At 29.2% G+C, this 26,677-nt stretch carries 15 protein-coding genes; 1 reads left to right on the forward strand and 14 read right to left on the reverse strand.

What is annotated here, in order from left to right; all coding sequences use genetic code 11:
- Window positions 1-189 precede the first annotated feature (189 nt).
- The 12 genes from AAT22_RS16175 to AAT22_RS16230 form a co-directional block, all read right to left on the reverse strand.
- Complete coding sequence (locus AAT22_RS16175; RefSeq protein WP_172655030.1) at window positions 190-5,592, reverse strand: glycoside hydrolase family 2 TIM barrel-domain containing protein; 5,403 nt, start codon at window positions 5,590-5,592, stop codon at window positions 190-192.
- A 131-nt stretch (window positions 5,593-5,723) separates the two neighbouring features.
- Complete coding sequence (locus AAT22_RS16180; RefSeq protein ID WP_047002002.1) at window positions 5,724-10,772, reverse strand: beta-N-acetylglucosaminidase domain-containing protein; 5,049 nt, start codon at window positions 10,770-10,772, stop codon at window positions 5,724-5,726.
- Between the two features lie 213 nt (window positions 10,773-10,985).
- A complete protein-coding gene (locus tag AAT22_RS16185; protein WP_047002003.1) occupies window positions 10,986-12,308 on the reverse strand; it encodes a 6-phospho-alpha-glucosidase in 1,323 nt (440 codons plus the stop codon).
- Window positions 12,309-12,313: 5 nt separating this feature from the next.
- Window positions 12,314-13,708, reverse strand: a complete 1,395-nt coding sequence (locus AAT22_RS16190) for an FAD-dependent oxidoreductase (RefSeq protein ID WP_052953988.1) — start codon at window positions 13,706-13,708, stop codon at window positions 12,314-12,316.
- A 2-nt stretch (window positions 13,709-13,710) separates the two neighbouring features.
- On the reverse strand, window positions 13,711-15,339 hold the full coding sequence (locus AAT22_RS16195; RefSeq protein ID WP_047002004.1) for a PTS transporter subunit EIIC: 1,629 nt from the start codon (window positions 15,337-15,339) through the stop codon (window positions 13,711-13,713).
- Between the two features lie 196 nt (window positions 15,340-15,535).
- Window positions 15,536-16,366, reverse strand: coding sequence for a MurR/RpiR family transcriptional regulator (locus tag AAT22_RS16200; protein ID WP_156174349.1), 831 nt, complete (start codon window positions 16,364-16,366; stop codon window positions 15,536-15,538).
- A 50-nt stretch (window positions 16,367-16,416) separates the two neighbouring features.
- Complete coding sequence (locus AAT22_RS18650; protein WP_052953989.1) at window positions 16,417-17,121, reverse strand: transposase; 705 nt, start codon at window positions 17,119-17,121, stop codon at window positions 16,417-16,419.
- Between the two features lie 142 nt (window positions 17,122-17,263).
- Window positions 17,264-19,786, reverse strand: a complete 2,523-nt coding sequence (locus AAT22_RS16210) for a PTS sugar transporter subunit IIA (protein WP_047002006.1) — start codon at window positions 19,784-19,786, stop codon at window positions 17,264-17,266.
- A gap of 127 nt (window positions 19,787-19,913) precedes the next feature.
- Window positions 19,914-21,293, reverse strand: a complete 1,380-nt coding sequence (locus AAT22_RS16215; RefSeq protein WP_047002007.1) for a PTS ascorbate transporter subunit IIC — start codon at window positions 21,291-21,293, stop codon at window positions 19,914-19,916.
- Window positions 21,294-21,396: 103 nt separating this feature from the next.
- Window positions 21,397-21,678, reverse strand: a complete 282-nt coding sequence (locus AAT22_RS16220; RefSeq protein WP_016208842.1) for a PTS sugar transporter subunit IIB — start codon at window positions 21,676-21,678, stop codon at window positions 21,397-21,399.
- Window positions 21,679-21,694: 16 nt separating this feature from the next.
- Window positions 21,695-22,153 (reverse strand): PTS sugar transporter subunit IIA, encoded by a 459-nt coding sequence (locus AAT22_RS16225; RefSeq protein ID WP_047002008.1) that lies wholly within the window; start codon window positions 22,151-22,153, stop codon window positions 21,695-21,697.
- A gap of 48 nt (window positions 22,154-22,201) precedes the next feature.
- Window positions 22,202-22,921 (reverse strand): transaldolase, encoded by a 720-nt coding sequence (locus AAT22_RS16230; protein WP_047002009.1) that lies wholly within the window; start codon window positions 22,919-22,921, stop codon window positions 22,202-22,204.
- Between the two features lie 400 nt (window positions 22,922-23,321).
- Between AAT22_RS16230 and AAT22_RS16235 the strand changes: the two genes are divergently transcribed.
- Entirely contained in the window at window positions 23,322-24,107 is a 786-nt protein-coding gene (locus AAT22_RS16235; protein ID WP_052953990.1) for an N-acetylmuramoyl-L-alanine amidase, read from the forward strand.
- A gap of 54 nt (window positions 24,108-24,161) precedes the next feature.
- Here the strand turns inward: AAT22_RS16235 and AAT22_RS16240 are convergent, their stop codons facing one another.
- Both AAT22_RS16240 and AAT22_RS16245 read right to left on the reverse strand, forming a co-directional pair.
- Window positions 24,162-25,679: an FGGY-family carbohydrate kinase gene (locus AAT22_RS16240; RefSeq protein ID WP_047002010.1), complete on the reverse strand. Its 1,518-nt coding sequence runs from the start codon at window positions 25,677-25,679 to the stop codon at window positions 24,162-24,164.
- 154 nt (window positions 25,680-25,833) lie between these two features.
- Window positions 25,834-26,646, reverse strand: a complete 813-nt coding sequence (locus AAT22_RS16245; RefSeq protein ID WP_047002011.1) for a BtpA/SgcQ family protein — start codon at window positions 26,644-26,646, stop codon at window positions 25,834-25,836.
- Window positions 26,647-26,677: the final 31 nt, after the last annotated feature.

The following is a 26,677-nucleotide window of genomic DNA, read 5'->3' on the forward strand; positions in this document are numbered from 1 at the left end:
ATAAAACTTTTGGTTTAATGTATAATTCTTTTGTAAAATATTTTCTTTGTGCATAAAAATATTTTATCATAAATCCTAAACTCATGGAGTCTAGGATTTATTTTTTTGCACAAAAAGGGACTGTGCACTAATTATTAGTGCGACAGCCCCTTTTTCCATTATTCTTGTTTATCTTTAGTTGTATCTATATTATTTTAGGTCATATCTCCTCTTTCTTAACGTTATTATTCCTACTGATAATAATACTAAAGCTAATACAATTACTTGGATGCTTGATACTACTGATCCAGTTGCAGGTAAATTATTTTCCGCTTTTCCAGTATTATCATCATTATTATTGTTGTTATTTTCTCCAGCATTTCCATTATCATTGCCTTTGGCTAATTCTAATCCAGCTAAAGCTAATTCTAATTCATCTACTGATTTATTAATTTCATCTTGAGTAGCTTCTTCATTACTTAAAACTACTTTAACTTCTTGTAGCTTTTTATTTAATAAATTAACACTCTTTACTGTATATTTAGATGTATCTATTGCTTCAGCCTTATTTATTAATTCTTCAAGTTTAGATTTGTCTGGTATTAATCTTAAATCTAAATAAGCTTTAACTAATCTATTATATGCATCTTTTACTTCTTCCTCCATTGCATTTTCATCGACTATTACTGCATTAGATTTTTCAAGTTCAGCTTTAAGTGTATCCCAAGTTGATATCTTATATTTGCTTTCATCCAAAGCATTTATTATTTTAACTAATTTCTCAAGTTCTGCCTTATCACCTTTTTTAAATTCTAGCATATGAATTGCATCTATTAATCTTTTGGCAGCTTCATCTATTTCAGATTCTGTAGCTTTTGCATTTACTAAAATAGCTTTTGCATTTTTTAATGCCCCTTCAAATTCTTGAACTACTGCTGGAACAACATTTTCAAGAGCTCCATTTGATTTTGCTTCTTCAGCATATTCTATAGACATTCTTAAAATAGTCTTATCAACATCTATTGGAGTTTGAGTACTTTCTTTAAATCTTGCAGTTAGTATTAAATCTACTTCAACTGTAAATCTGTAAGTCGTATTCTTACTAACTTCATTATCATCTTCATCAAACCAACCTACAAATTCATATCCTTTATCTGCTGTTGCAATTAACGTAGCTTCTTGACCTTCTAAATACTCACCAGATCCTGCAATTGAGCCACCTTCTGTTTTGTTAACTGTAATTGTATATTTGCTTGGTTCAGGTAATATATAGTTTATATTATATATGTTTTTGCTACCGTCTTCTGCACGAACAACTATAACTGATTTATTGTTATAAACTGGTAATACAGTTACTGCTACATTATCTTCTTGTGATGTTTCCACTAATTTAGGTAATTCTTCTACATTAATTGAATACTCATTAATAGCTGGGTTAAAGTTTTCTAAGACTTTTCCATCTATTTTTATTTCTTTTAAAGTATTAGTAGTTTTTAAATTTTCTTTTGGCACATATTCATAAACTTTTACTTCTGAAAGTCCTATACAATTACCTAATTGAGTTTGTTGCATGTATATTCTAATGCTATTTGTATTTATAACATTATCTAAGAAATACGTTGTTTCACCTGCTGAATGAGATACCTCTGTAGTATTTGTATGTGTAGCTATAACATATTCACCATTTTCATTTAAATAGCTAATTTCAACTTTTTTAGGAATTCTTGCACTAGCATTATCTGTAAATAGCCATAAATCTAAACGATCTATATAATACTTATTATTCCAATCAAATTGAACATAAGCCCCCTTTGGTTCTCCATTTTCATTAGCTAAGTTTCTTTCATTCCAATTTGTCCAACGCTCTTGAGTATTTTCTCCACCGTTTGTAATTCCATTAGTAATTGATGCTAAACTATCTGATATAGTTATGCAACTTTGTGATAGATTAGCCTTATCTGAAGTTTCTTGTATTGATTTATCAGAACCATTTTCATATATCTTAACTTCTGTTAAACCAATACTATCTCCTACTTGTGGTTGTTGCATATATATTCTAATACTATCAGTACTTACAGTTTCATTTAACATAAGTGTATTTGAGCCTTGATTGTATGGAACTAAAGTGGAATTTGTATGTGGAATAACTATATATTCACCACTATTATTTTTATAGCTTACTTCTATTTTTTTAGGTAACTTAACACCTGAGTCTGTGTATATCCACATCTCTAATTTGTTAACATCATATTTCTTATCAAGGTTTAATTGAACATAAGCCCCCTTTGGCTCACCACTACTATTAGTTAAATTTCTTTCATACCAATTTGTCCATCTTTCTTGAGAGCTAGTTCCATTATTAGTTACTCCATTTATAATTGAATTTAAATTATCAGATGCTGTTGTACAGCTTTGTGATAATCCTATTATTCCTGCCATTGCTACATTTTTAGCTGTTTTTAATGCTGGTACTATACGAACACTAGCTTCAACATCATAAACTTTTCCTAAAACTTCTATACTTCCTGGAACTATAACATTAGTGTTTTCCTTTGAAAAATCTAATCCTTCAAAGTTCCAATTAACAATAAAATCTTCGCCTTCAGAGCCATTATCTAAATATGCCTTAGCTGTCTTTGGTAAATTTGGTGTTGTTCCTGCATAAGTAAATGTAGAGTAATTTTCAAAATCCACTACATTACCAACTACATGAACATTTACAACTACAGCTATATCTGTACCTTCTAATTTACCAGTAACTTTAAATATTTGTGGAGTATTTAATTTAGATTCATCATACTCATTCCAATTAATATTTAAAGTTTCAGTTGTACCATCACTATATCTAGCTGAAACTGTAGTTGGTAGCAATGGTTTTTCTTCTAAAGAAACATAGTAGTCTTTAACAATATTATAAGATTCTATATATTTATTATCTCCTACATTATTTACTGTATTAATATTTATGGACTTAGATTCTAAACCTTCTCCTGAAACAGTTAAAGTCATTTCTCCAGCATCTTTAGTTGATTGAACAATTACTAAAGCTTTACCATTAAATGCATTTCTAGTTCCTGACTTATCAGTTTCTGGTTTATATCTATCTGTATCTGCAGCATTACCATTATCTAAGCCAACTATTTTACCATTTCCCTCCAAAGTATAATTTAACCTATTATTAGCTCCATAAGCCATATTTCCTTCTTCATCTACTAAATCAACAGTAATATAAGATAAATCGTATTCATCTGCACTTATAGTTGTTTTGTCAGCGCTTAATTCTACAGTGGATACTTCTCCATATGTGTTAATTAAAGCTCTACCTTCTGTGTTAGTTAATAAATTTCCATTCTTATCATATCCTTTAGCGCTTATTGTACCAGTTTCATATGGAACGCTAAAGCTTGGATATAATGAACCATTTTCAAAAGTATAATATTTATATCCTGCTGCTGTTAAATTTTCAGTTGCTGTTTTAGTTCCAATTAATCTATTATTTAAATATAATTCAACTTTATAAGCATCTGTAAATACATCAACTTGTACATTTCCATTTGTAACTGGAATATCTTCTCTATTCCATGTTGGTAATATGTGTAGAGTATTTACATAATCATTCCATTGGCTTTGATATAAATAATAAACATCTTTTTCAAATCCAGCTGTGTCAACTATACCAAAGTAGCTTGATTTAGGAGCTGGGTTTCCACCTGAAACACTTCCTGTTCCAGTTCCATTCCAAGGTGTAGGCTCTCCAATATAATCAAACCCTGTCCATACAAATTCACCTGCATTATAATCATATTTTATTGTATATTTCCATGCATCACTTGCTGAATGGCCCCATCCAACTTTATTAGAGTTATTATCAAACTCTGGTATTTGTAAATCTGAATTACTTTGAGCTGTTCTGTTTATGGATTTATAATATCCTCTACTATGAACTGCACTACTTGTTTCTGAACCATATAATATCCAATTAGTTTTGCTATTCCTCAAACTATTAAATTGGCCTTCATTAGCATAGTTGAATCCAACTATACCACCATTATTTGAAACAACATCTGAAATAGCTACAGCATTGGTATTACCAAGTCCCCCCTTGCTCTTATTATCACCAATAGTAACAGGTCTAGTTGTATCTTCATCTTGAATCCAATCAATTATATTTTGTGCAATTGTAGGATAGTTAGATGAATTTCCACCTATCCCTTCTAAAACCTCATTTCCTATTGACCACATAATAACTGATGGACTATTTATTGAAGTCTTAACCATTGATCTAGCTTCAAATTCACCCCAAGACATTCCTACTTCACCATTAATTATTTTGTTATCTTCTCCTATTGAAGCATTAAAAAACTTAGCGAAATCATTTACATTTCCATTCTTAGAGTTTGTCCATGTATCGAATGCTTCATTTATAACTAAAAGACCTAATCTATCACAAATTTCTAATAACATTTCACTTGCAGGATTATGAGTAACACGAATTGCATTTACACCCATGTCCTTCATTATTTCCATTTGACGTTCAACTGCTCTATAATAAGAAGCTGCTCCTAAAGCCCCTTGGTCATGGTGCATACAAACACCTTTAAGCTTCATATTTTCTCCATTTAGCGAGAAACCTGTATCTCTATCAAAATTAAAATATCTAAATCCAAAATTTGTATAGTAAGTATCAACTACTTTATCATTCACTATAACTTCATTTTTTACTTTATACATATTTGGAGAATCAACTGACCATAAATCTGGATTATTTACAACTGCAGTTTGCTCAAAAGTGAAACTTCCATTTGCAGCTATATTTTCAGTTCTTTCTACAGAAGTACTAATATCTTGCCCATCTGAATTTAAAATAGTAGTTTTAAGTTTAATATCACTAGTATTATTTGATTCATTTTCCACAACTGTTTTTACTTCCACATCAACATTTCCACCCTTTTGTGCTTCAATTTCTGGTGTACTAACAGTTGTTCCTAAATGTGAAACGTGAATAGAATCTGTAACTGTTAAAGTAACGTCTCTGTATATACCACTTCCTGAATACCATCTACTAGTTGGCACAGGATTCTTCACTTTAACTGCTATTATATTTTCAGTTTCTCCATCACATATAAGTTCATCAGTAATATCAAAAGCAAAAGCAGTATATCCATAATTATGCTGGCCAAGTAATTTACCATTTACATAAACCTCAGAATTCATATAAATTCCATCAAAGTTTATAGTAAACTCTTTTCCTTGGTATTTTTCTGGAATAACAAAATGCTTACGATACCATCCAGTACCCCCAAGTAGAAATCCACTTTCTGCTTCTCCTTGAACAGTAAAGTCTTCTTCAATACTCCAATCATGTGGTAAGCTTAAAGTTCTCCAAGATGAATCATTGAAATCAATAGCTTCTGCTCCTCTTTCATCTCCCTTGTAAAATTTCCAATCCTGATTAAATAATGTAGATCTTTCTCCATCTTTAATAAAACCCACATAAACTGTTTCTGCATTTTGTACTTGATTCGTATCTGCTTTAACTGTTGCAGGAATTAAACTTGTCATTACCGATGCTCCTACTAAAAAAGCACAAATTCTTTTTTGAAATACTTTCATAAATAATCCTCCTTATTATTAAAATTGAATAGAATTTTATAGATTTAGTTAAGAATTTTGATATATTTTCTTTATAAATGGTAAGGTTCTAGAGAAATACATCTCTAGAACCTTAATTCATATAAAATTTACTATCTTTTTCTTCTTAAAACTACACCTGCGCCAGTCATTAGTAATGCTATTACTGTTAGAGCTGCTGATGAAGTTCCTCCTGTTGAAGGTAATTTGTTATCATCCTTTTTATTATCATCCTTATTTTCAGAATTGTTACTGCTATCATTGTTAACTTGTTTTTCTTCTAAGCTAGCTAAAGCTAATTCTAATCCTTCTGCTGCTTTATTTACTTCTTCTTGAGTAGCTTCTTCATTTTTTAAAACAGCCTTTACATTAGCTACATGTGAATTTAATCTATAAACGCTTGCTCTAGTATATTTAGATAAATCTATAGCTTCTGCTTTATTTATCAAATCTTCAAGCTTAGACTTATTAGGAGTTAATCTTAAATCAAGGTATGCCTTTACTAACTTATTGTAAGCTTCAGCTATTTCCTTTTCTATTGCATTTTCATCTCCTATTACTATATTAGCATTTTTAAGTTCAGCTTGTAGTACTACCCAAGTTGAAGATATATATTTACTTTCATCTAAAGCATTTATTATTTCAACAAGTTTTATAAGCTCTGTTTTATCAACTTCTGTAGGGGTCTGATTTTCTTTAACTAAAGAAGCTATTGCATTTCTTATATTATCTACTGCACTACTTACCATTTCTTTTGTTGCTTCTGAATTATTTAATACTACATTTGCAGTTTCTAAAGCCATATTAAGACCACCTAAAGATTCTTCGGTATACTTTTCACCATTATTCTTAATATCATTAGCTTCGTTAATAATATCAGCTAATTCTTCTATACTAACTAATTCAGTAATTGCACTTGATAAATTTTCTTTTGCATTATTAATCTTATCTTGGTTTGCACTTGCCAAATCATCTAATATAGATTTTGCAGCATCTAAAGCTTCTGTGAATTTAGCAAAACTTCCAGCTGTATAGCTTTCCTTTGCATAATCCTTTGAAGATGCTACTAATGCATCTAAATCAGTTATATTTGGTACATTATAGTTATTAATTGTAACTATTTCATAAATGGTAGGCGCTATTCCCTCCCATTCAATCTTTATTTCGTAAATATTATCATATTTAGCATTTATAAGTTCATTTAAACTCTTGCTTAATGTTCCAATTTGATTCCAAACTTCCTCTCCGCTTTCGTTATATCCTGTTCTAACCATTACCTTAGCATTTGAGATATCATTACCACCTTGAACAATATTAATCTTTTTAACATCTGTATTTCCTGATAATCTGTATGTTAAACTTCCAGATTTTATTTCTCCATTATTAGTATTTGGTTTATATGATGTAGTTAAATTTCCATCTATAATATTTGATGTTGTAAATCCTTCCACTTCCATTGGATTAGAAGTAAATGTTGGATTATTAACACTTGGAAAGTATTCTCCATCATTTATTAAAATTTCACTTATTCTAACCCATCTACTAATATAATTTGCAGTAAATAAAATTCTTAAATATCTAGCTTCCTTAGGTGTATCTAATTCTCCCTTCATAAATGCATGAGAAATTGGAACTATAGTTGTGCTATCTCCATGAATATATCCTGCATCAACTGGTTTAGAATTAACGTCACTATCATCATTTTCTATACCATCACCAATTGTAATTACATCTGTCCAATCCTCTCCATCTAAAGATACTTGAAATTTAGCATCTCTTAGATAATCCAATTCTGTATCTAATACTGCATAAGTAAGATTCTTTATATTCATAGTTTGACCTAAGTTAAGTACTATGCTTTTATCTTTTACAGGGAAAGAACTAAATGATGCTGATGTATTAAAATTTTTATCAAAAATATTTGCAACGCTACCATTAATAGGTACAAATGATGATTGTACTGAAATTGGATAAATTTCAGTAGACTTCACTTCAAATTTACTTAAATTAAAAGTAACATCTTTACTTGCTATTAATCTAATATATCTAGCATCTTTTAGGTTTTGCGTATCATCAACGTTAATCCATTCTACTTCATTCATAGATGTTTGTAATGTTAATCCATCCATATTAGATACTTCTAAAGCAATTTCTTTTAAGTCCTTAATACGATCTAGCTTTATACCAATATAATCATTAGCTTTTAATGTTATATTATTTTGTGGGACTAACTTAGTTAATTCCTCACTTTGATATATTGATTTAATTTGAATATCAGTATTTGTATAAATATTCTTAGTTGATTCTAATGAGCCAAACTTTTCTACTTTAAGTTCCGAGAAAATAACCCATTTATTTAATTGTTTTGTATTTGTTATTCTAACATACCTTGCTTCTATACCGTTAAGGTTCTCATCTACGATATCCTGCCCAGAAGTTTTACCTGTATATTCTTTATAAGTAGTCCAATTGCTATTATCTTTTGAGTATTCTAATCTATAATTTGTCCATTTATCTGATGAACCATTTCTACCTAAAACAAATCTAACCTTTCCTACTGGAATTACGGCTCCTAAATCTAGCCCTATATAATCCCCAACAAGAGTTAAGTCTCCAGTATTTGTTTGATACCAAATATCACTGCTATCATTTCCATCTAATAAATTTGCTTGGCTTCCAGAGTAAATTTTCCATGATGCTGTTCTTATAACTGTAGCATTTATTGATGTTTCTGGTTTAGGTAAATCACTTTTATTAATAGTAATATCTTTAACTCCAAACCATTTATTTGTTCTGTCTTTAGTTGCAATAACTCTAACTCCCATTGCATCTAAGTTTAAATCTTCTATTGTAATTTTATTTGGTGTCGCATATACTTTTCCTGGCTCTAAATCTATCCATTCCTTGCCATCAACTGTATATTGAACCTTTGCCTCTTCCATTGTATCAGCTGAATTCGCAATAGCACCTAATAAGAATTCAACTTCTTTTATTTTTATGACCCTATTATACTTAACACCAATATAAGTTCCTGTTGCTATACTAGAAGGATTCTTATAAACAACTTCTGTTGATACATTATTATCTAGAATATTACTTAAATTGCCTGCTGGTGTATCTGTTCTATTAGTAATAACTGTTGTTACAATTTTACTTGGATCAACTATGCCTGAAACAATAGGTGATAAATATCCTTCTAAAGCCTTAATAAATGGCACAATATGCTGAACTCCAACTTCTGCATATTCAGTATGATCTACATAATTAAATCCATATGTTTTTGATTTTTCAAAAGCTGTTTGTGCATTTGAATAGTTTGTCCAAACTTCATTATTATTTCCTTCTTCATTTGAAATAACTGCTTTCAAATATGAGATCGCTGCTGTTGTTGTATCTTCAAAGCAATTTAACCAATAAATAATTTGATCTCTAGTTTTTGAGTTTCCAGGATTATTTTTATAATAATCTGCTGCATCTTTAATCTTTGTAAATTCTTCTATTAAAGCTTGTGCATCTTCTTTTACATTAGCTCCACTTTCATATTTGGTCTTAAAGGCATTTAGCTTAGGAGCTAACTCTAAAGATTCTTCTAATGCTCTAACACGACTGTCCATGTTTTGGTTAATCATGTGCTTACTTATTTCACGTAAAGCAGTTGATGCTTCATTTTCTATTGCACTGTTATGATCCATATATTTAAAGGAATCATACCAGTTTTCATCAGCTTGAGACTTTGTTTCCCATATATTCCAGGAATAATCTGCAACTGCAAATAATGCTGATTTATTTGCTTCTGATTGTTGCATTGGGTTTAACATTATACCTTCTATAAGTGTTGGATCTACTCCTGGATGTAGAAATGTATCATTTCCCCCCATAATTAAGTGCTTCTTTGAGTTATCTGAACATGGCCAGTTAATCCAATAATAAGGTGGTCTTCCTACATTATTTTTAAATGTTTGTGAAAAGCTTTGAGTTACTTCTCCCCATATTCTTCCTCCTGTTTGAACTAATTGAACATTTGATGGTGCTTGTCTTAAATCATTGAATTCAACACCTGATCCATTTCCCATATAGTCATAAGGAACATATGGTAATGTATCCTTCATGTCAGGATATTGCGCTTTTACTTCTGTTTGTAACCAAGTAGTTATGTCATTAACTAATCTAAGACCTAGTGCTCCACCTGGATTAGAAAAGTCATCTGCAAGTATAGCAATTTGTCTAACTCCTTGATCAATAACTTGCTTAAATTTAGCTTTCAAATCTGCTAAATCTTTTTGGTATCCAGCTTCATTTTTACCTATTCCTAGGTTGTCTCCACCAGGGAATGGATGAAGTGCATAAACAAATCTAGTTTTAGAAGCATTACCTGCATCTGCTAACTTTTTAACCCATTTAAGTTCTTCCTCAGTATAAAGAGTACGCCATTGAACCCTGTGCTTAGGGTCATCTTTTGGTGCATAGAAGTAAGCATTTAACTTATAATATCCACCATAAGTCATAAGATCTGCCCTATCTTGAACTGACCATGGATTTCCATAATATCCTTCTATAAATCCACGAGTTACAACATTTGCATAATCTTCGACTTTAAAGTTTCTTATAGTATGATTTGAATCTAATTGATTAACTACATGATATAAAGTAGTTAATCCATAAAATGCTGAGTCTGTATCTTTCCCAAGAATAGTTATAATATTATTATCTACTGCTAAAAAATAAGCATCTGTTTTACTGAAAAGATTTTCTGTTGACAAAGTATATTTATCTGCATACACATCAACAACTTCACCAGATCCCTCAATACCTACTAAAATATTAGTCTTTCCCTCTATAATGTCCTTAGATACTGAAACTTCATACCCAATACTGTTAGCTTTTAATATCTCATTTTCAAGTCTAATTTTAGTATAGTCGTCTATACCAGAATCATAAATAATGTTTACACTACTTCCAAAATTAAAATTCCCATCTTGGTATTCTATCTTTTGGGGTGCTGGATAAATTTCATAATCAGTATTTTCTAATGTAGTAACTTCAACTACATTAGAATCATTAGATAGAGTTTCAGCTGATATGCTAATTGAGCCTGACAAATTAGACAATAATATAGCTCCTGTAAGTATTGCTGACAAATATCTTTTCGATTTCCTTATCATAATATCCCTCCTTATATGTATACATTTTCATATATACATATATTTTAGTATATAAATTCATTTAATAGTTTAGTAAAATTGGTATAAATTGTAATAATATTGTTTTTTTCTCTAAGTACTATTTCGCAATTTTGGGAACCCCAAAATCGGAATAAGTGAAAGAGCTAAGAAATTAAAAAAGCCTATGACTTAGTTGTCATAAGCTTTTATCTCTTATTTTAATTCAGGCCAATATCCTTTATTTGCTTCTATCATTTCGTCTAAAATTTCTTTTGCTATTTCTGCTGAAGGTATTGTTTTGTTTAAAGCAAAAGCTTGAAGTGCTTTGTTATAAGAATTTTCTATTGCAGCTTCAACAGCTAATTTTTCTGATGCTACTTGTTGCTCTATTAAACCTTTATAAAATAGCGGTATTGGTTGTAGTCTTATTGGTTCTGGTCCTCTTGATGTAAGGTATGCTGGAATCTCTACCATTGCATCGCTTGGAAGATTTGGAATAGCCCCATTATTCTCAACAATTACAATATATCTATCTCTCTTATCATAAGCAATTGACATTGCTACATCTACTATAAAAGTTCCATGAACACCTACATTAAATCCTTCTTCAAATTTTCCTGTTTCTTCAAAATTCTTTATGGAATTAAATAAGTTCTTTTCTCTATTATCCATAACAATATTGGCTCTTGTATAGTCTTTATTTGTCTTTTTAACAACTGCTTTTGGTATTAAATAATATTGAAGATAAGTACTTGGAATGTAATCTGGGAACATACTTAGCATATGTTTGATATTAGTATGACTCTTTATCCAATCAGCATCACTATGTTGAATATCATTGCTTTGTGCTGGAGTAACTAGTCCATGTTCAAGCAAATATCCCTTTAGTTCATCTGTTCTGTCTTCTCCTTTAACATAAACCTTAGTAAACCATCCAAAATGATTTAATCCAAAGTAATCCACTTCTATTTCATTTTCTTCACAACCTAATATTTCGGCCATTCTAAGCATCATTCCAATTGGCATATCACAAATATTTAATATATTTACATTAGGTCTTAGTTTTCTTATAGCTTCAGCAACTATAGCTGCTGGATTAGAATAATTTATAATCCATGCTTTAGGTGAATATTTTAAAGTAAAATCACAAATTTCAATCATAGGATATATTGTTCTAAGTCCATAAGCCATTCCACCAGGTCCACAAGTTTCTTGTCCAACAACATCGTGTTTTAGTGGAATTTTTTCATCTAACTCCCTCATCTTATATTTTCCAACTCTTAATTGAGCAAATACAAAATCTACGTCTTTGAAAGCTTCTTCTGGATCTGTTGTTTCTAGTATTTTAACATTGCTATTGAATTCCTTAGCAACTTCCTTACAAACTAATGCTACTTTTCTTTGTCTTTCATTATCAATATCATAAAGTCTAATTTCTGTTACATTAAATTCATCTTTTTTAAGCATAAGTGCTTTAACTATTCCTGGAGTATAAGTACTTCCTCCACCTGCTAATACAATTTTAAAGTTCTTCATTATTATCATCCTTTCTGCATATAGTTCTTAAGTTCTTTTCCTAATACTTCGTTTAGTTCTACATCTTTTTCTATTGAATATTTGCAAGCATATCCTGCCACTTCTCCCAAACTTCTACATTGATGTTGTATTCTTAAAGATGCTTGTGCTCTAAAGTCACTTGAAATACATCTTCCTGCAACTATTAAATTGCTTATCTCATTTGTTACCATGCACTCATAAGGTATTTCATAATATTCCTTATATTTATAGGTGTATTCTTCATCTACATCATGCTTGTCCTTGTGAATATCAATCCACCAATCTCCTTTTACAATAGCATCATTAGATTTTTTTCTATTTATATAATCCTTAAAGGATAATTCTTTTCTACCCTTTATTCTATAAGATTCCCTTACTCCTAACTGGATTGCAACTTTACTTATATAAGAATTTTCAAATCCTTTAACATAATTTTTCATAAATTTATAGTATCTATCTATCATTTCTCTTCCAACTACATAAGCATTAGATCTCACAAATATATCTGTAGAATTATTGTTTGTTGGAATTCTTGGACAATTAAATGCTATATGACCTGGCTTTGATGGTATTGTAAATCCCTGAAGCCATATATATTCATCTTTGGTTATTACACCATCTTCTAAAGCCTTTTTTAAAACTGGCTCTAACACTTGTTTACGTCCTTGATGAGTAACCATGAAAGTATAATATGGAAGCTTTGATCTACAATAATCATCTCCTAGAGATATCATATAATTATAAAACTTTTCTAAATTTATTCCTCCTAACTCAAATCTAAGAGAAACAGGCTGATTTTTATTATTTTCATCACCAGTATAAACTTCTACTCCTGCAAGTCTTGATAAAAGTGCATCACCACTTGCATCTACAAAACATTTACTTTCAATGGCAATTAGTCCTTCTGAAGTCATTATAATTACATACTTAATCTTTTTGTCTTCAATTAAAACATCACATAATGTTCCATCATAAAGAATTTCCCCACCATACTTTAATAATGTTTTTTCTAAAACCACAGCTAATTTATCTGGATCAAACCATGTTAAAGAAATTGGCTCTTCTGGCCTGTCTTCTTTACTATAATTTTCTAATTCCTTGTACTCTGGAGAATATAATTTGTCTCCATGTTTTTGTAATTCTAAATTTATTTCCTTTTCAATTTCCATTTCATCTACATAAGAGGGCATCATTGGAGTAACAAGTCCTGCAGTTGCAGTTCCTCCTAATATACTGTATTTTTCAATGACAATAGTTTTTAGTTTTTGCTTTGCTGAAGCTATTCCTGCAATAGATCCTGATGTTCCTCCCCCTATAACACAACAGTCATAATCCTCAAGTAACTGAATTTTTCTTTTGTTATATATTATTTCCTTCACTACTATTCACCTTCTACTACCTGATCAAAAGCATCTCTATATTCTGAAACTTTAATACCAAATACAATGTGATATTCTTCTGCTGATGGGTTAGCTACTCCTAAAGAATCTGTAATATGTTTTATTCCAATTTTATCAACCTTATCTGGATCTTTTACAAATATTCTAAGTCTTGATATACAGTTAGTATAATCTTTAATATTTTCTTTCCCACCAACTTTTTCTAATATTTCTTTGGCTACGTCTTCTTTATTAGCTTTTTGTCTTAATAACTTTGAAGCTTCTATTTCTGCTCTTTTTGCTTCATCTGTATCTTCTAAACTTTCTCTACCTGGTGTCATTACATTAAACTTTTCTATATACCACTTAAAGATTATCATGTAAGCAAAGAACATTCCTATACCTACTAATACTATTGGTATCCATGTAGATTTATGTCCTTGTAGTACTCCATTAAATATAAGTTCTATAATGTTATTTCCACCTAAATAAGAAGCATTAACTATATCTAATATTGCAAAAGACAAACCTGATAAAGCTGAGTGTATTAAAAATAGTGGAGGAGCTAAGAACATAAACATGAATTCGAAAGGTTCTGTTACCCCTGCAAAGATTGATGCAGTTGCTGCTGCTATTGCTACAACCTTAGCTCTATTTTTATCTTTAGCTGCTAGATACATTCCAACTAATGCCCCAACTATACCAAATACCTTTATTGGTGTAGCGCCTTGTCCTAACCATACTCTAGTTATTTGTGAAATATTATCTGTAAAATCTGGATTTCCTAAAGCTGCTGTTGTTATTGCCTTTGTACCAACATAAACTTGGCCTCCAATTTCTAATGTTCCTCCAACTGGAGTAAAGTGTGCTAAAGAATACCAAATATGATGTAAACCTGTTGGGATAAGTAATCTCTCTATAAATCCAAATAAGAAAGATCCTACTACACCAGCTCCTGTTACAATTTCTGCTGCACTATAAATTCCTCCACCTATATATGGCCATATGAAAGGTATTATTACACCCAAAACAAGTCCAGCTAATCCTGATAAAATTGGTGGAAGATGTTTTCCTTGGTAAAAGCTAAATATAAGAGGTAAAGATTTTTTACTAAATCTATTTGTAATAGCTGCTGATAATGTACCTATAATAACGCCACCTAGAACACCTGTATCTACTGTTTGTATTCCTAAGATAAAATTCTGCATTGCTTTTCTCATATCTAGTGTTTGAGAAATACTTACTAAATTCTTATCATTTACTGAAACATTTGGTGCTAATGCCATTCCAAAAAGATTAAGAATTAACCCTGAAAAAACTAGCATAAATAAATAACCTATTATAGATGAAAATGCTGCTGTTTCCTTTTTGCCCTTATCAGCCATTCCCATAGCTATAGATACGCAAAATACTAATGGCATAAAATTAATTACTACCAATCCTGATTGATTTAGTACATTTGCTATAAATTGAACTACTTGATTTTGTAATATGGCTGATTTTGAAACAAAGTTTGGATTTTTAAGTACAGCTCCTAAAGATAGTAATAATCCAAAAAAGGACATCACTGCTACACCTGGAATAAAAGACTTACCTAAATTAGAAAAATAATTTTGAACTTTGCTTTTCATAAGTTTTTCCCCCTAATTTTCTAATAATAATTTTGATGACAATAATAATTTCTTGTGCTATAAATATATATTTATTAACTAAGATTATAATATCACCTAAAATAATCAACACTGCAAATCTTAGAAAATGTTTACACAGACAAATTTTATCTGTAACATGTTACAAAAAATTAAACAAGCAATAAATTACTTGACATTAATCTATTGCTTGTTCCTTAATATTTTCAATATATAATTCTACTAATATATCTATAAGAATAATTACATTTGAATTGTATGATGATATCTTATCATTCTTATCTCTGCTTTTATTATTCCCATAAATCTCTATTGTTATATCAGCTTCATCCAAAATCTTTGATTTTTTTTGACTAGTAATTAAAATCACCTTAACATTATTTTTTCTTGCAATATTAAGCTTATTACTTATATTTTGCATATTCCCTGATTTCGAAAAAACTATTATTGATGAACTTTCCTTTAATTGATTTACATAAATTTCACTTGGAGCATTAAGATTAATAAAGTTTACCCTTTTGCCAGCCATCTGGAATCTTTGAGAAAAATACATAGCCATAACTTCTGATAAACCACTTCCACAAACAGAAATTCCCTTGTTTTCATAAATCAATTTTAAAAATTCCTTTAATTCATTTTCGTTAATATAATCAATTGTCTTTTTATAATTATCTTCAAAAGAATTAATAATTAAATATAATTTATTTTTTAATGATAGATTATCGTTATAAGTTTTTTCTATAAATTTTTCATATTCTGATTTAAGAAAAAATTTCAGCTCACTATATCCACTCAATCCAAATTTATAGCAAAGTCTAGAAATACTAGCAGTTGAAATAAAATTATTTTTTGCAGCCTCTCTTATGCTGTATTTCTGTATTATATCAATATTATCTATTAAGTCATTTAAAATATTATATTCTGAATCATTGATATCTTCGTCCAATTCCATTAATATTTTCTTTAAAAAAAGTTTTTTATTAGACATCATTAATTTACTTGCTCCCATTTCCAATTTTTTGGACCCCAGGGGTACTCTCTCTTATTATATACTTAATTTTATTTAAGTGAAAGCTCTACAAATTCCTTATATCTTTCCTTGCAAGAAAAATAATCTAGAACTATATTGGGATTTACTATATTATTTTTATTTAATTTAATATTACTGTTCTGGCCCTTCTTTGTAATATTTTTATCCTTAACTTCATTGCTTTTATATTTGATTACATCATCCTTATATTTTTTATCACCATATCTACCTTTATTTTTATCATCAGTATTTCTATCTTTATTTTCATTATTTCTATTATCATAAGTTTCTACAAATCTAGAATAACTGGACCACTTGTAGTCTTTTGGATTACTTACTATTTTAGCTTTTACTGGATTTAAATGAATATATCTGCTTACATCTAACAAATGCTCACGATTATTTATTATTTCGGCAAAATATCTTCCTTGAAATAAATGTCCTACATAATCATACTTCTTATTAAAATATTTAGTATATTTTGAGTTCAATCTTCTCATTATACTTGTTAATGGCTCTTTCTCTGTTTTAATCATAAGATGCACATGATTACTCATCAAACAATAAGCAATTAATTCATAATTTAAATGACTGTAATACCTTAAATTCTCATCAATATGTTCTAAATATGCTTCAAAATCATCTTCATCCTTGAAGATAGCTTCTTTGTGATTTCCTCTTGTTGTAATATGATATATGGCCCCCTCCTGCCATATTATTTTAGGTGTTGGCATAATAATAATCTCCTTAAAACTCTTTTATTTTATCTGAAAGTATAACCAACTACTGTATATCTTACTCATATGAATTGGAAAATAATTGGACCCCAGGGGTGTAAAAACTGGAAATAAAAATGAGCCTTTTGGGCTCATTTTTTTATACTATTCCATCTATTAATTTCATTATTTGTGTTATCATTTCAATATGTTTTTTACTATCAACACTTGCTATAGTTATAAAAATCTTAATATCCTTATGCTCTCCTATTGTAATTGGAGTTTTGAAAGTACTTATTGTTATTCCGAAACTTTTAACATAATCTCCTGGTTTGGCATGTGGTATTGCTATTCCATCATCTACTACAATATAAGCCCCAAATTTATTTACATTATCAATCATTGCTTTTACATATTCTTCAGTAATATCACCACTTTTAAGTAGTGGCATTGCACTAAGACTTATTGCTTCCTGCCAATTACTAGCTTCTAAATCAAGTTGTATATTTTCTGGCTTAATATATTCATAAATATCATTTTCTTCTTTTTTATTAATATTAAGATACCCTTCTAAATCATTAATTAAAGTTTCCTTATTCAATATTTCACAGTTTTTCTCAATGATTTCTATCAGATTATTAATATCTACAATAGCATTGACATTACTAGTAAGATCAGCGTTCCTCCTAGAAATACTATTATGTATAGAGGAAATTGATGACGTATAACTTTCTGATTCTATAGTTAAATTATCTTCTGTATATCTTTTATTTAATTTGTTTTGTGATTTTGTATTTTTTATTTCTTTTTCTCTATGATCCTCTTCTAAATTTAAAGATTGCCTTTGTGGAAATATCCCTTTTAGTCTTTTTAAATCTTCTTCTTTTAATATAGGGGAAACTTTTATAGTTGGAATATTATATTCTTCTTCTATATCAACTGATGAAATAATGTAATCTACATATAGCTTGTCATTTAATTTACTTTTAGTATTTTTTATATATCTACTTATATTATGAACAGAGGTTACTCCAACAACATTTACTATAAAGGAATTTTTTATTTTAGCTTCAAGCATTCTTCCTGTTGCAAAGCCTGCTGAACAAACTATTAATATATCTTTTACTTTATCCTTTTCTTCCTCTTTGCTTTTTTCTATAAATGCTTCTATATACATGACTAAATATCCTATTTCATCATCACTTAATTCACAACTAAATTTCTCTCCAATAAATTCAGCTGACTTTTTAACTAATGCAAACTCATTTTTATAATTATTTATTATAGTTTCTAATATAGGATTTTCACTAACAATTTTGTATTTAAGCCTAAATATTAAACTTTTAAGATGATTTATTAAGCCCTCAAACAATTTATTATCCATTTTAAAGTCCTTATTTAAAGTACTTTTTGCATTTTCAATTAATTTATCTGCAATATAACAAGCATCAAAATAATCTATTGAATCAAAAATATCGTTGTCATTTTTACTACCAGATAAAATTCTGCTTGCTATAATATTTATTTCATCATCCATTATATCAATGAAATACTTATCTTTTAATTTATTTGAAAGTTTTACAGCTGCATTATATTCTTTTTTATATACTTCCTTTAGATTATTACTACTTAGTTTATTTCCATTTAAAGATACTTTATTAAATTCAACATTAATATTTAATTTATTTTTAGGATATTTCTCTTCATATTTCTTTTCTAAAGAATCCTTAATTAATTTTTTTATTAAAAATTCTTTTTGTGATTCTCGCCCCTGTGAAAATACTTCTTTCACTAATTGTGATGATTTAGTTTCAGCTGGTTTTAAAGGAATTCTTTCTAAAGATTTGAGGAAATCATAATTCTTATCCAATTGTATACTTTCCTCATGATTCTTGTCCCTTTGTTCATCTTCAATATAATTTTTATACATATCTTCCTTATAATCTTTATTACCATTTTTTGAAGCCCTATTTACTATTACAAGAACATCTATAACTAAATTCATAAAATCTTCTTCCGAAAATATTCCGAACTCTTTTTCAACATCTTTTATTAATTCTTTTATATAAGCCATATTTTCTTTATTTATACTAAATTTTTTTATATTACTTATTATTTTTTTATTTTCATTATTATATATTTTTTCTAAAGTTTCTATAATATTATATTTATTATTTTCTATAAGTAAATTCGTCATTGCTTTTCTAATATTAATTTCTTCTGCTTGAATTTTAAAACCCTTGTTAGAAACCTTTATAATACTTATATCAAATTTACTTAGCCAAAGCTTTACCTTTCTTATATCATTTACTAATGTTGTCTTACTTATAAGCAATTTTTCTTGTAAGACATTATAATTACACTCTTTAGTTGAGCTTAATAATTCATATAATAAAATTCCTACCCTTTCCTCTGTGGAAAAAATATAATTTCCCGTATTCATATTACTTATAAGCTTATTTATAGTTGATTTTTCCTTTTCATTTAAAATGAATCTTAATGGAGAGTTAGGCTTTTTATCTATTTCTTTAACCTTATTTTCTTTTAAGAAACTATTTATTTCATCAATATCATATCTAATCATTCTCTTTGAAATATTAAATCTTTTTGCTAAATCTTCAACATTTTGTTCCCCATTAGAATTTATAAATAAATTTAAGATTTCAACACATCTTGTGTTCAAAAAAACGCCCCCCTATTAAAGTGCTGTCGCACCATGAAAAATGAAGCTGTCTAAGGCAGCTACACAAAATTTAATTAACCTCTGGGGTCAATTATTTGAACCCCAGAGGAGAATAAATCATATTATATTACATTGCTTCTCCATCATCATAGGCATTATTTATAACCTTTGATTTGGTTTTCATAAGACTTGGAACTATTACTGCTATCACTAATAATGCTAATAAAGCAATTACTCCAGTGCTACCTAAGAATTCATATAATTTTCCTATTGCTATACCTATTATACCAAAATCAAAGTCACCAAAGGTAGTATTTTGGAAACCTAAATCTCCAAGTACAGGAAGTAATAATGCTGGGATAAATGTTATTAATAATCCATTTACAAAAGCACCTACTGCAGCTCCCCTCTTTCCACCTGTTGCATTACCATAAATACCTGCTGTTGCTCCACAGAAGAAATGCGGTACAAGTCCTGGTATAATTAGAACTCCACCTGCTACCCCTAAAAGTAACATACCAATTACTCCTCCAATAAAGCTAGATACAAATCCTATAACTACTGCTGTTGGAGCATATGTGAAGAACACTGCACAATCAACTGCTGGAATTGCATCTGGTATAACTTTTGTTGCTATACCTTGGAATGCTGGTAATAAATCTCCTAAAATCATTCTAACACCTGCATAAACTACAGTAACTCCTACTGCAAATTTCATTGCTGACATTAGTGCAAATAATATCATGTTTTGTCCACCAGATAAAGTTGCAACGAACTCTGATCCTGATGCTATAGCTGCAATTAAATAAAATACCATCATAGTTAGTGCTGTTGATATAGTTGTATCTCTTAAGAAGCTCCATTTTTCTGGAATCTCCATCTTTTCTGTACTATTATCTGGATTACCAACTTTTCCACCTATCCAAGCTGAAGCATAATATGCTAAACTTCCAAAGTGACCCATTGCAACTTCGTCACCATCAGTAACCTTTAATGTATATTTTTGACCTATTGCTGGTAATATTGCACTTATTAATCCTAAGAACGCTCCACCAATAAGTATTAATGTCCATCCTTCAAATCCTGCTGTTTGTAATACTGCTGATAATAGGCATGCCATGAAAAAGCTATGATGTCCTGTTAAGAATATATACTTAAATTTAGTAAATCTAGCTACTAAAAGATTGGCAATAAGTCCTACAACAAGTATAGACATTGTTTCAACGCCTAAAACCTTTTGAGCTACTGAAACTATTGCTTCATTGTTTGGTATAACTCCACTTATATTAAATCCTTTTTGAATCATTTCTCCTAATGGATTTAAGTTAGAAACTATAAAATCTGCTCCTGCTCCAAGCATTAAATATCCTAAAATAGGCTTTAATGTTCCTGACATAACTTTATGTGCTGGTTTTCTCAAAGCTACTAATCCTACAAAAGCCATTAATCCCATTAATAATGCTGGTTCTTTTAAGAAATCTCTAAAAAACGCTAAAATACCTTCCATAATACCATTTCCCCTTTATAATAATAATAATTTAAAATGAAACCTTAATTTAATCTTACTAAATAAAATTTCTCGTATTAACCATTTGAATCTTAATTGTGTACTACTTTAATTGTGCATATTTGTCTTTTATCTTCTCTAGTATATCTTCTTTTATCTTCTTCTTGTTTATATAACTTCTTACTATAAGAGTTTTATCCTTATTGAAGTTTGGTGCCAGTTCTTTTACTGTAACGAATAAATCACAATTTTTCCCTACAGCTGCACTTACATCACAAGATTCTACTTCTGCTTTTATCCCCTCCTCATCACATAATTCTTGTATCTTCATAGCAAGCATTAAACTACTGCCTATACCATTACCACAAACTGTTATTATTTTCATGAAACAACCTTCCCTTCTATTTATTATTTTTGTAACTATCTAAAATTAAATTTAATAATTCTTTTTTATTGTTACATGAATCAACCTTTTCTATAAGCTCTTCATCATTAAGAATGTAAGTTAAATCCTGAAGCATATCTATATGAGCTTTATTTTCCTTTGAACATATAGCAATTATTACTTTTACAGGATCAAACTCTTCACTTCCAAATTCTACAGGTGACTCTAATGATATAACTGCAACACCAATTTCATTAACACCACAACTTGGTCTACCATGAGGCATTGCTATTCCTGGAGCCATAACTATATAAGGTCCCATGTCCTTTACAGTTTCTATCATAGCTTGTATATATCTTTCTTCAATTTTTTTATTTTTTAATAATATCTTTCCTGCTGACATTACAGCTTCTTCCCAATTACTTGCTTTGACCTTTACATCTACTAATTCTTCAGTTAATAATTGTTCTATCATAGTCTTAACCTCTCCAAATATATTTACTGATTTAAACACACATAATATTTAAGAATTTAGAATTGAAAATCCTAAGCTTTTTGCATCCTTAAAGAAATCTCTAACTGTTTCTATTGAATATTGTGTTAAATCCTTTCCAAACAAGTTCATTTTGTTTAATATGCTATTTTGTACAGTTATTATGTGACAACCTATTTTATCCGCTTGAACTATATTATAAAGTTCTCTGCAACTTGCCCATAGTATTTCTACATTTGGATATTCTCGAGCTATCTCTACTGCTTCTTCTACTATTTCTATTGGATCTACTCCTGCATCTGCTATTCTTCCTGCAAAAATTGATATAATTGCTGGAGTTTCTTTATTTAAAGATTCTAAAACATCTTTTACTTGATTGATAGTGAAAATTGCTGTTATATTAAGTTTTACATTGCTATCTGCTAACTCTTTAATGACTTCTCTGTTTAATTCGCCTTTTGTATTAACCACAGGAATCTTTACATAAACGTTTTCACCCCAGGTATAAATTTCTCTAGCTTCTTCTAACATTGTTTCTTTATCATCACCAAAAACCTCAAAAGAAATTGGCATATCCTTAATGTTTTCTAAAACCTCTTTTCCAAACGCCTTATAACTCTTTATTCCTGCAATCTTCATTAATGAAGGGTTTGTAGTAAAACCACTAACTATTCCCTTTTCATACTCCTTAAGCATTGAACCTAAATCTGCCCCATCTGCATAAATTTTTACTTTTAAATCTTGTACCATTTCTCTCTCCCCTTTATGTTATTTTTTATTATTAGCTTATAACTCTTCTTACATTAACACTTTACCTGACTCATAACCTTACTTATCCTTTTTTCTTGATTTTCTTACTCATTTTCTTTATTGGTCTTACTTCTCTTCTGTTCTTAATATAATAATATAATAAGAATCTCTTTTAAAGAATATCTGATTATTTCCCTTTGAAAAGGAAATAATTAAACCTCAAAAACAATTGAAAAAAGATAACCAATTTTATTCCAATGATAAAAAGTATAGAAAAAAATAAATATATACTATAAAATAAGAAAATACTATTTTATAGAAATTTAACTATAAACAATTTTATACTTACTATTAAAATATCATATAAATTTTTGACTTTAAAACTTAACTAGGAGATCATATGATAAAAAATATAATGAACAATTTTAAAAAAATTAATTTTCTAAACTCTTATAATTGGATCTTAATTATACTTTCAGCATTGATTATCTTTTTAACCTTAACTATATTAAATTATATTGATAGTGCCACAAAAGATAGTATATATGCTTCTAAATCAGAGGAAGTTGAAATTGGTAATAAGCCAAAAATAAACTGGAATTCAGACCTTAATACAATTGATATGCTTTTGCCGAATAAAAACTCAAAACCAAGACATGAGCTGCCTACTCATATTGTTTTACACTTTATAAGTAATGCTTATAATGATCAAAAAAATCCATATGAAATTAATGATATATATTCAATTTTGAAAGAATATAAATTATCTGCACATTATGCTATTGGAAGAGATGGTGAGATATATCTTTTCACACCTGAAGATAGAATTGCTTATCATGCAGGATCAGGAAAACTTTCTAATTATCCTAAATATGAAAACAAGCTAAATAATTATTCAATAGGAATAGAGATACTTGCTATGGGCACAAAAGAAGAAATGATCCCTATTATTACAGCTGAAAGATTTAACTTAATAGATCCTTCATTATTAGGATATACAGATGCTCAATATGAATCATTAAATTTATTAATAGATGATATTCTTAATAGACATGTTTTTATACAAAAAGATAGGGAACATATAATAGGTCATGATGAATACAATCCTGAAAAAACTGATCCTGGATCACTATTTGATTGGTCTAAAATAATAAGCACCCCTGAGGTCCAAAAAATTGGAAACTAAAATTTCCATTTTTCTGGACCCCAGGGGTGATGTGTTAAGATCAATAAGTATTTTTTATAATTTATGCATTAAATCTTTATTTATTTTATAAAGTTCATCAAAAATCTTTTGATACTTTTTATACTTTTTATGATTTTCCATATTAGGAGTATAACAAGTTCCTTGTTTTATTATTTGGGATATTTCATCAAAATTATTATAGTACTTTATTCCCATTGCTGCCATCAGTGCATCTCCAAAACTAGCTCCTATAGTAATATCTGATGTACATATTGCTCTTCCTGTAATATCCGCTATTATCTGCATCCATATTGAATTCTTAGTTCCTCCACCTACAGCCATAATTTTATTTATTTTAATATTATTCTCTTCAAAGATATTAAAATGCTGATTAATAGAATATCCTACACCTTCTAATGCTGATTTATATAAATGTTTTTTATTATGAGAAAGTGTTAATCCAAATATCATTCCTTTTGCTAAAGGATCATTTATAGGTGTTCTTTCTCCTGCAAAGTATGGCAACGTAATTAATCCTTCACTACCAACTTCTATATCTTCAATACCGTCCATCATATTAGTGTATGCATTTATACCGCTTTTACCTTGTAATTCAACACATTCTCTAAAAATATTATCTCTATACCATTTTGTTAATGTACCTGCAGTATTTGTTCCTGCTGAAACATCATATGTCTCAGGAATTATAAATTCCTCTCTCCATATTCTATCATCATCTATTAATTTATCAGTACATAAAATCATATAGACAGATGATCCAATTTGCAACATCATATCTCCAGGTTGTAAAACTCCAGTGCTTATAGCTTCAGCTCCCGAATCATCTGTACCTACTATAACCGGGGTTCCTTCTTTTAATCCTGTCTCACAAGAAGCTCGCTTTGTTACATATCCTGCTATATCTATTGTATTCATAACATGTGCAAGTTGATCTGGTCTGCATATAGGTTTACAAGTCAATTCATTTGCACTTCCATCCTTATTATATAATGGATTAAAACTTGCTAAACCTAAAAATCTATCTACTGTGTAATTTCCTGTTAATTTTGCAGTTATATAACTAGAACCTGTTAAGAATTTATATGTTTTTTTATATACTTCTGGCTCATTATTTTTAATCCAAAGAATTTTAGGCATTATATCTGAAGAACAAAGAGGTCTACCATACCATTTTTTTATTTGTTCTTCTCCATAGTATTCTGTAAGCCACTTCATTTCTTCTACTGCTCTTGCATCTATACCATATAGTATAGCTTTTCGCAATGGTTTACATTCCTTATCCACAGGTAGGCAATCAGCTCCTAAAGCACTTGCTCCAATAGCTAAAATATCCTCTGGATCAATCCCACTCTTTGTAACTAATTTATTGCTTATTTCACAAAAATCCTTCCACCATACTTCTTCCGCATCATGTTCAAAGTAATTTGGCCTTGGATTTTCTATTCCATGTGCTACTGCATAAGTGGTAATTATATTTCCTAAAGTATCAATTATAACACCCTTACTTTCAAAAGTTCCAGTATCTATACCCATAAAAAATTTCTTATTCATTATAACCACCCTCACAAACTTTAATATAAAAACTCAGTATAAGCAAATTTTGAATAGTTGTTTTATAACTAAATTATGTCTATACTGAGTTTTTATTATATCTATTATTTTATTTTTAGATTCTATTTTCAAACCTTATCTTTATATCTTGTTTTTAAATTTTATCTCTGTATTTTTTTACTACTTCCATAAACTTTTGTACTCTATTCTTATCTATATACTTATAAAAATCTCCATTTTCTTTAAATGTTGTTCCAACTATTGCTGCATCTGAATAGTTTAATTTTTCTTCTATTGTATCTACTCTACAACCTGTATTGCATAAAACTACTACTTCCGGAGCTCCTGATTTTACACTATTAATTAGTTCATTATCAACATCTAATCCTGCTCCAGCTGCTGATATACATAAACCAGATGGATGAGCTTTAAATATTACAGATTTTGCTATATCTACTAAAGGCCGTGTATCTAGGTTTCTATCAGATTCTGGATTTATAAAATAAAGCATTTTTAAATTGTCTAATTGAAGCTCTGCTTTTCTTCTTAATAGCTTAGAAAAGTCATTATTATATAATCCTCCATCTCCTACATAAACTCCACAAAAAGTTCCTCTTACAAAGTCAGCTTCTACTGCTGCTGCTAACTCTATAGTTGCACGTCCATCTGAAATACAATCAACTCCAAATGGAACTCTAATATCACTCATTAACTCTCCTATCACACGGGCCATTGTTGCAGGTGTAACAAAACTCATATTTCTTTCATATGGTAAGCTAAACTCATTACTAATCAATATTCCATCTACTCCACCATCTTGTAAAGCTTTTAAATCTTTTCTTGCTTGATTTACAATAGACTTCACAGTATCTCCCTTTTTAAACATAGGATCTCCTGGTAAAGGTTTAAGATGTAGCATCGCTATAATTGGCTTTTTTACACCAAACATTTCCTCAGTCCATAACATAAAATTCCCCCCTCCATAAAATATTTTTAAA

Source organism: Clostridium sp. C8, from assembly GCF_001010885.1.
In the GTDB taxonomy this organism is placed as follows: domain Bacteria; phylum Bacillota; class Clostridia; order Clostridiales; family Clostridiaceae; genus Clostridium; species Clostridium sartagoforme.

Excerpts from the sequence above, each read along its gene's own strand:
- AAT22_RS16175 (WP_172655030.1), bottom strand. The coding sequence starts at position 5,592 with ATGAAAGTATTTCAAAAAAGAATTTGTGCTTTTTTAGTAGGAGCATCG.
- AAT22_RS16180 (WP_047002002.1), bottom strand. The coding sequence starts at position 10,772 with ATGATAAGGAAATCGAAAAGATATTTGTCAGCAATACTTACAGGAGCT.
- AAT22_RS16185 (WP_047002003.1), bottom strand. The coding sequence starts at position 12,308 with ATGAAGAACTTTAAAATTGTATTAGCAGGTGGAGGAAGTACTTATACT.
- AAT22_RS16195 (WP_047002004.1), bottom strand. The coding sequence starts at position 15,339 with ATGAAAAGCAAAGTTCAAAATTATTTTTCTAATTTAGGTAAGTCTTTT.
- AAT22_RS16200 (WP_156174349.1), bottom strand. The coding sequence starts at position 16,366 with ATGGGAGCAAGTAAATTAATGATGTCTAATAAAAAACTTTTTTTAAAG.
- AAT22_RS18650 (WP_052953989.1), bottom strand. The coding sequence starts at position 17,121 with ATGCCAACACCTAAAATAATATGGCAGGAGGGGGCCATATATCATATT.
- AAT22_RS16215 (WP_047002007.1), bottom strand. The coding sequence starts at position 21,293 with ATGGAAGGTATTTTAGCGTTTTTTAGAGATTTCTTAAAAGAACCAGCA.
- AAT22_RS16220 (WP_016208842.1), bottom strand. The coding sequence starts at position 21,678 with ATGAAAATAATAACAGTTTGTGGTAATGGTATAGGCAGTAGTTTAATG.
- AAT22_RS16225 (WP_047002008.1), bottom strand. The coding sequence starts at position 22,153 with ATGATAGAACAATTATTAACTGAAGAATTAGTAGATGTAAAGGTCAAA.
- AAT22_RS16230 (WP_047002009.1), bottom strand. The coding sequence starts at position 22,921 with ATGGTACAAGATTTAAAAGTAAAAATTTATGCAGATGGGGCAGATTTA.
- AAT22_RS16235 (WP_052953990.1), top strand. The coding sequence starts at position 23,322 with ATGATAAAAAATATAATGAACAATTTTAAAAAAATTAATTTTCTAAAC.
- AAT22_RS16240 (WP_047002010.1), bottom strand. The coding sequence starts at position 25,679 with ATGAATAAGAAATTTTTTATGGGTATAGATACTGGAACTTTTGAAAGT.
- AAT22_RS16245 (WP_047002011.1), bottom strand. The coding sequence starts at position 26,646 with ATGTTATGGACTGAGGAAATGTTTGGTGTAAAAAAGCCAATTATAGCG.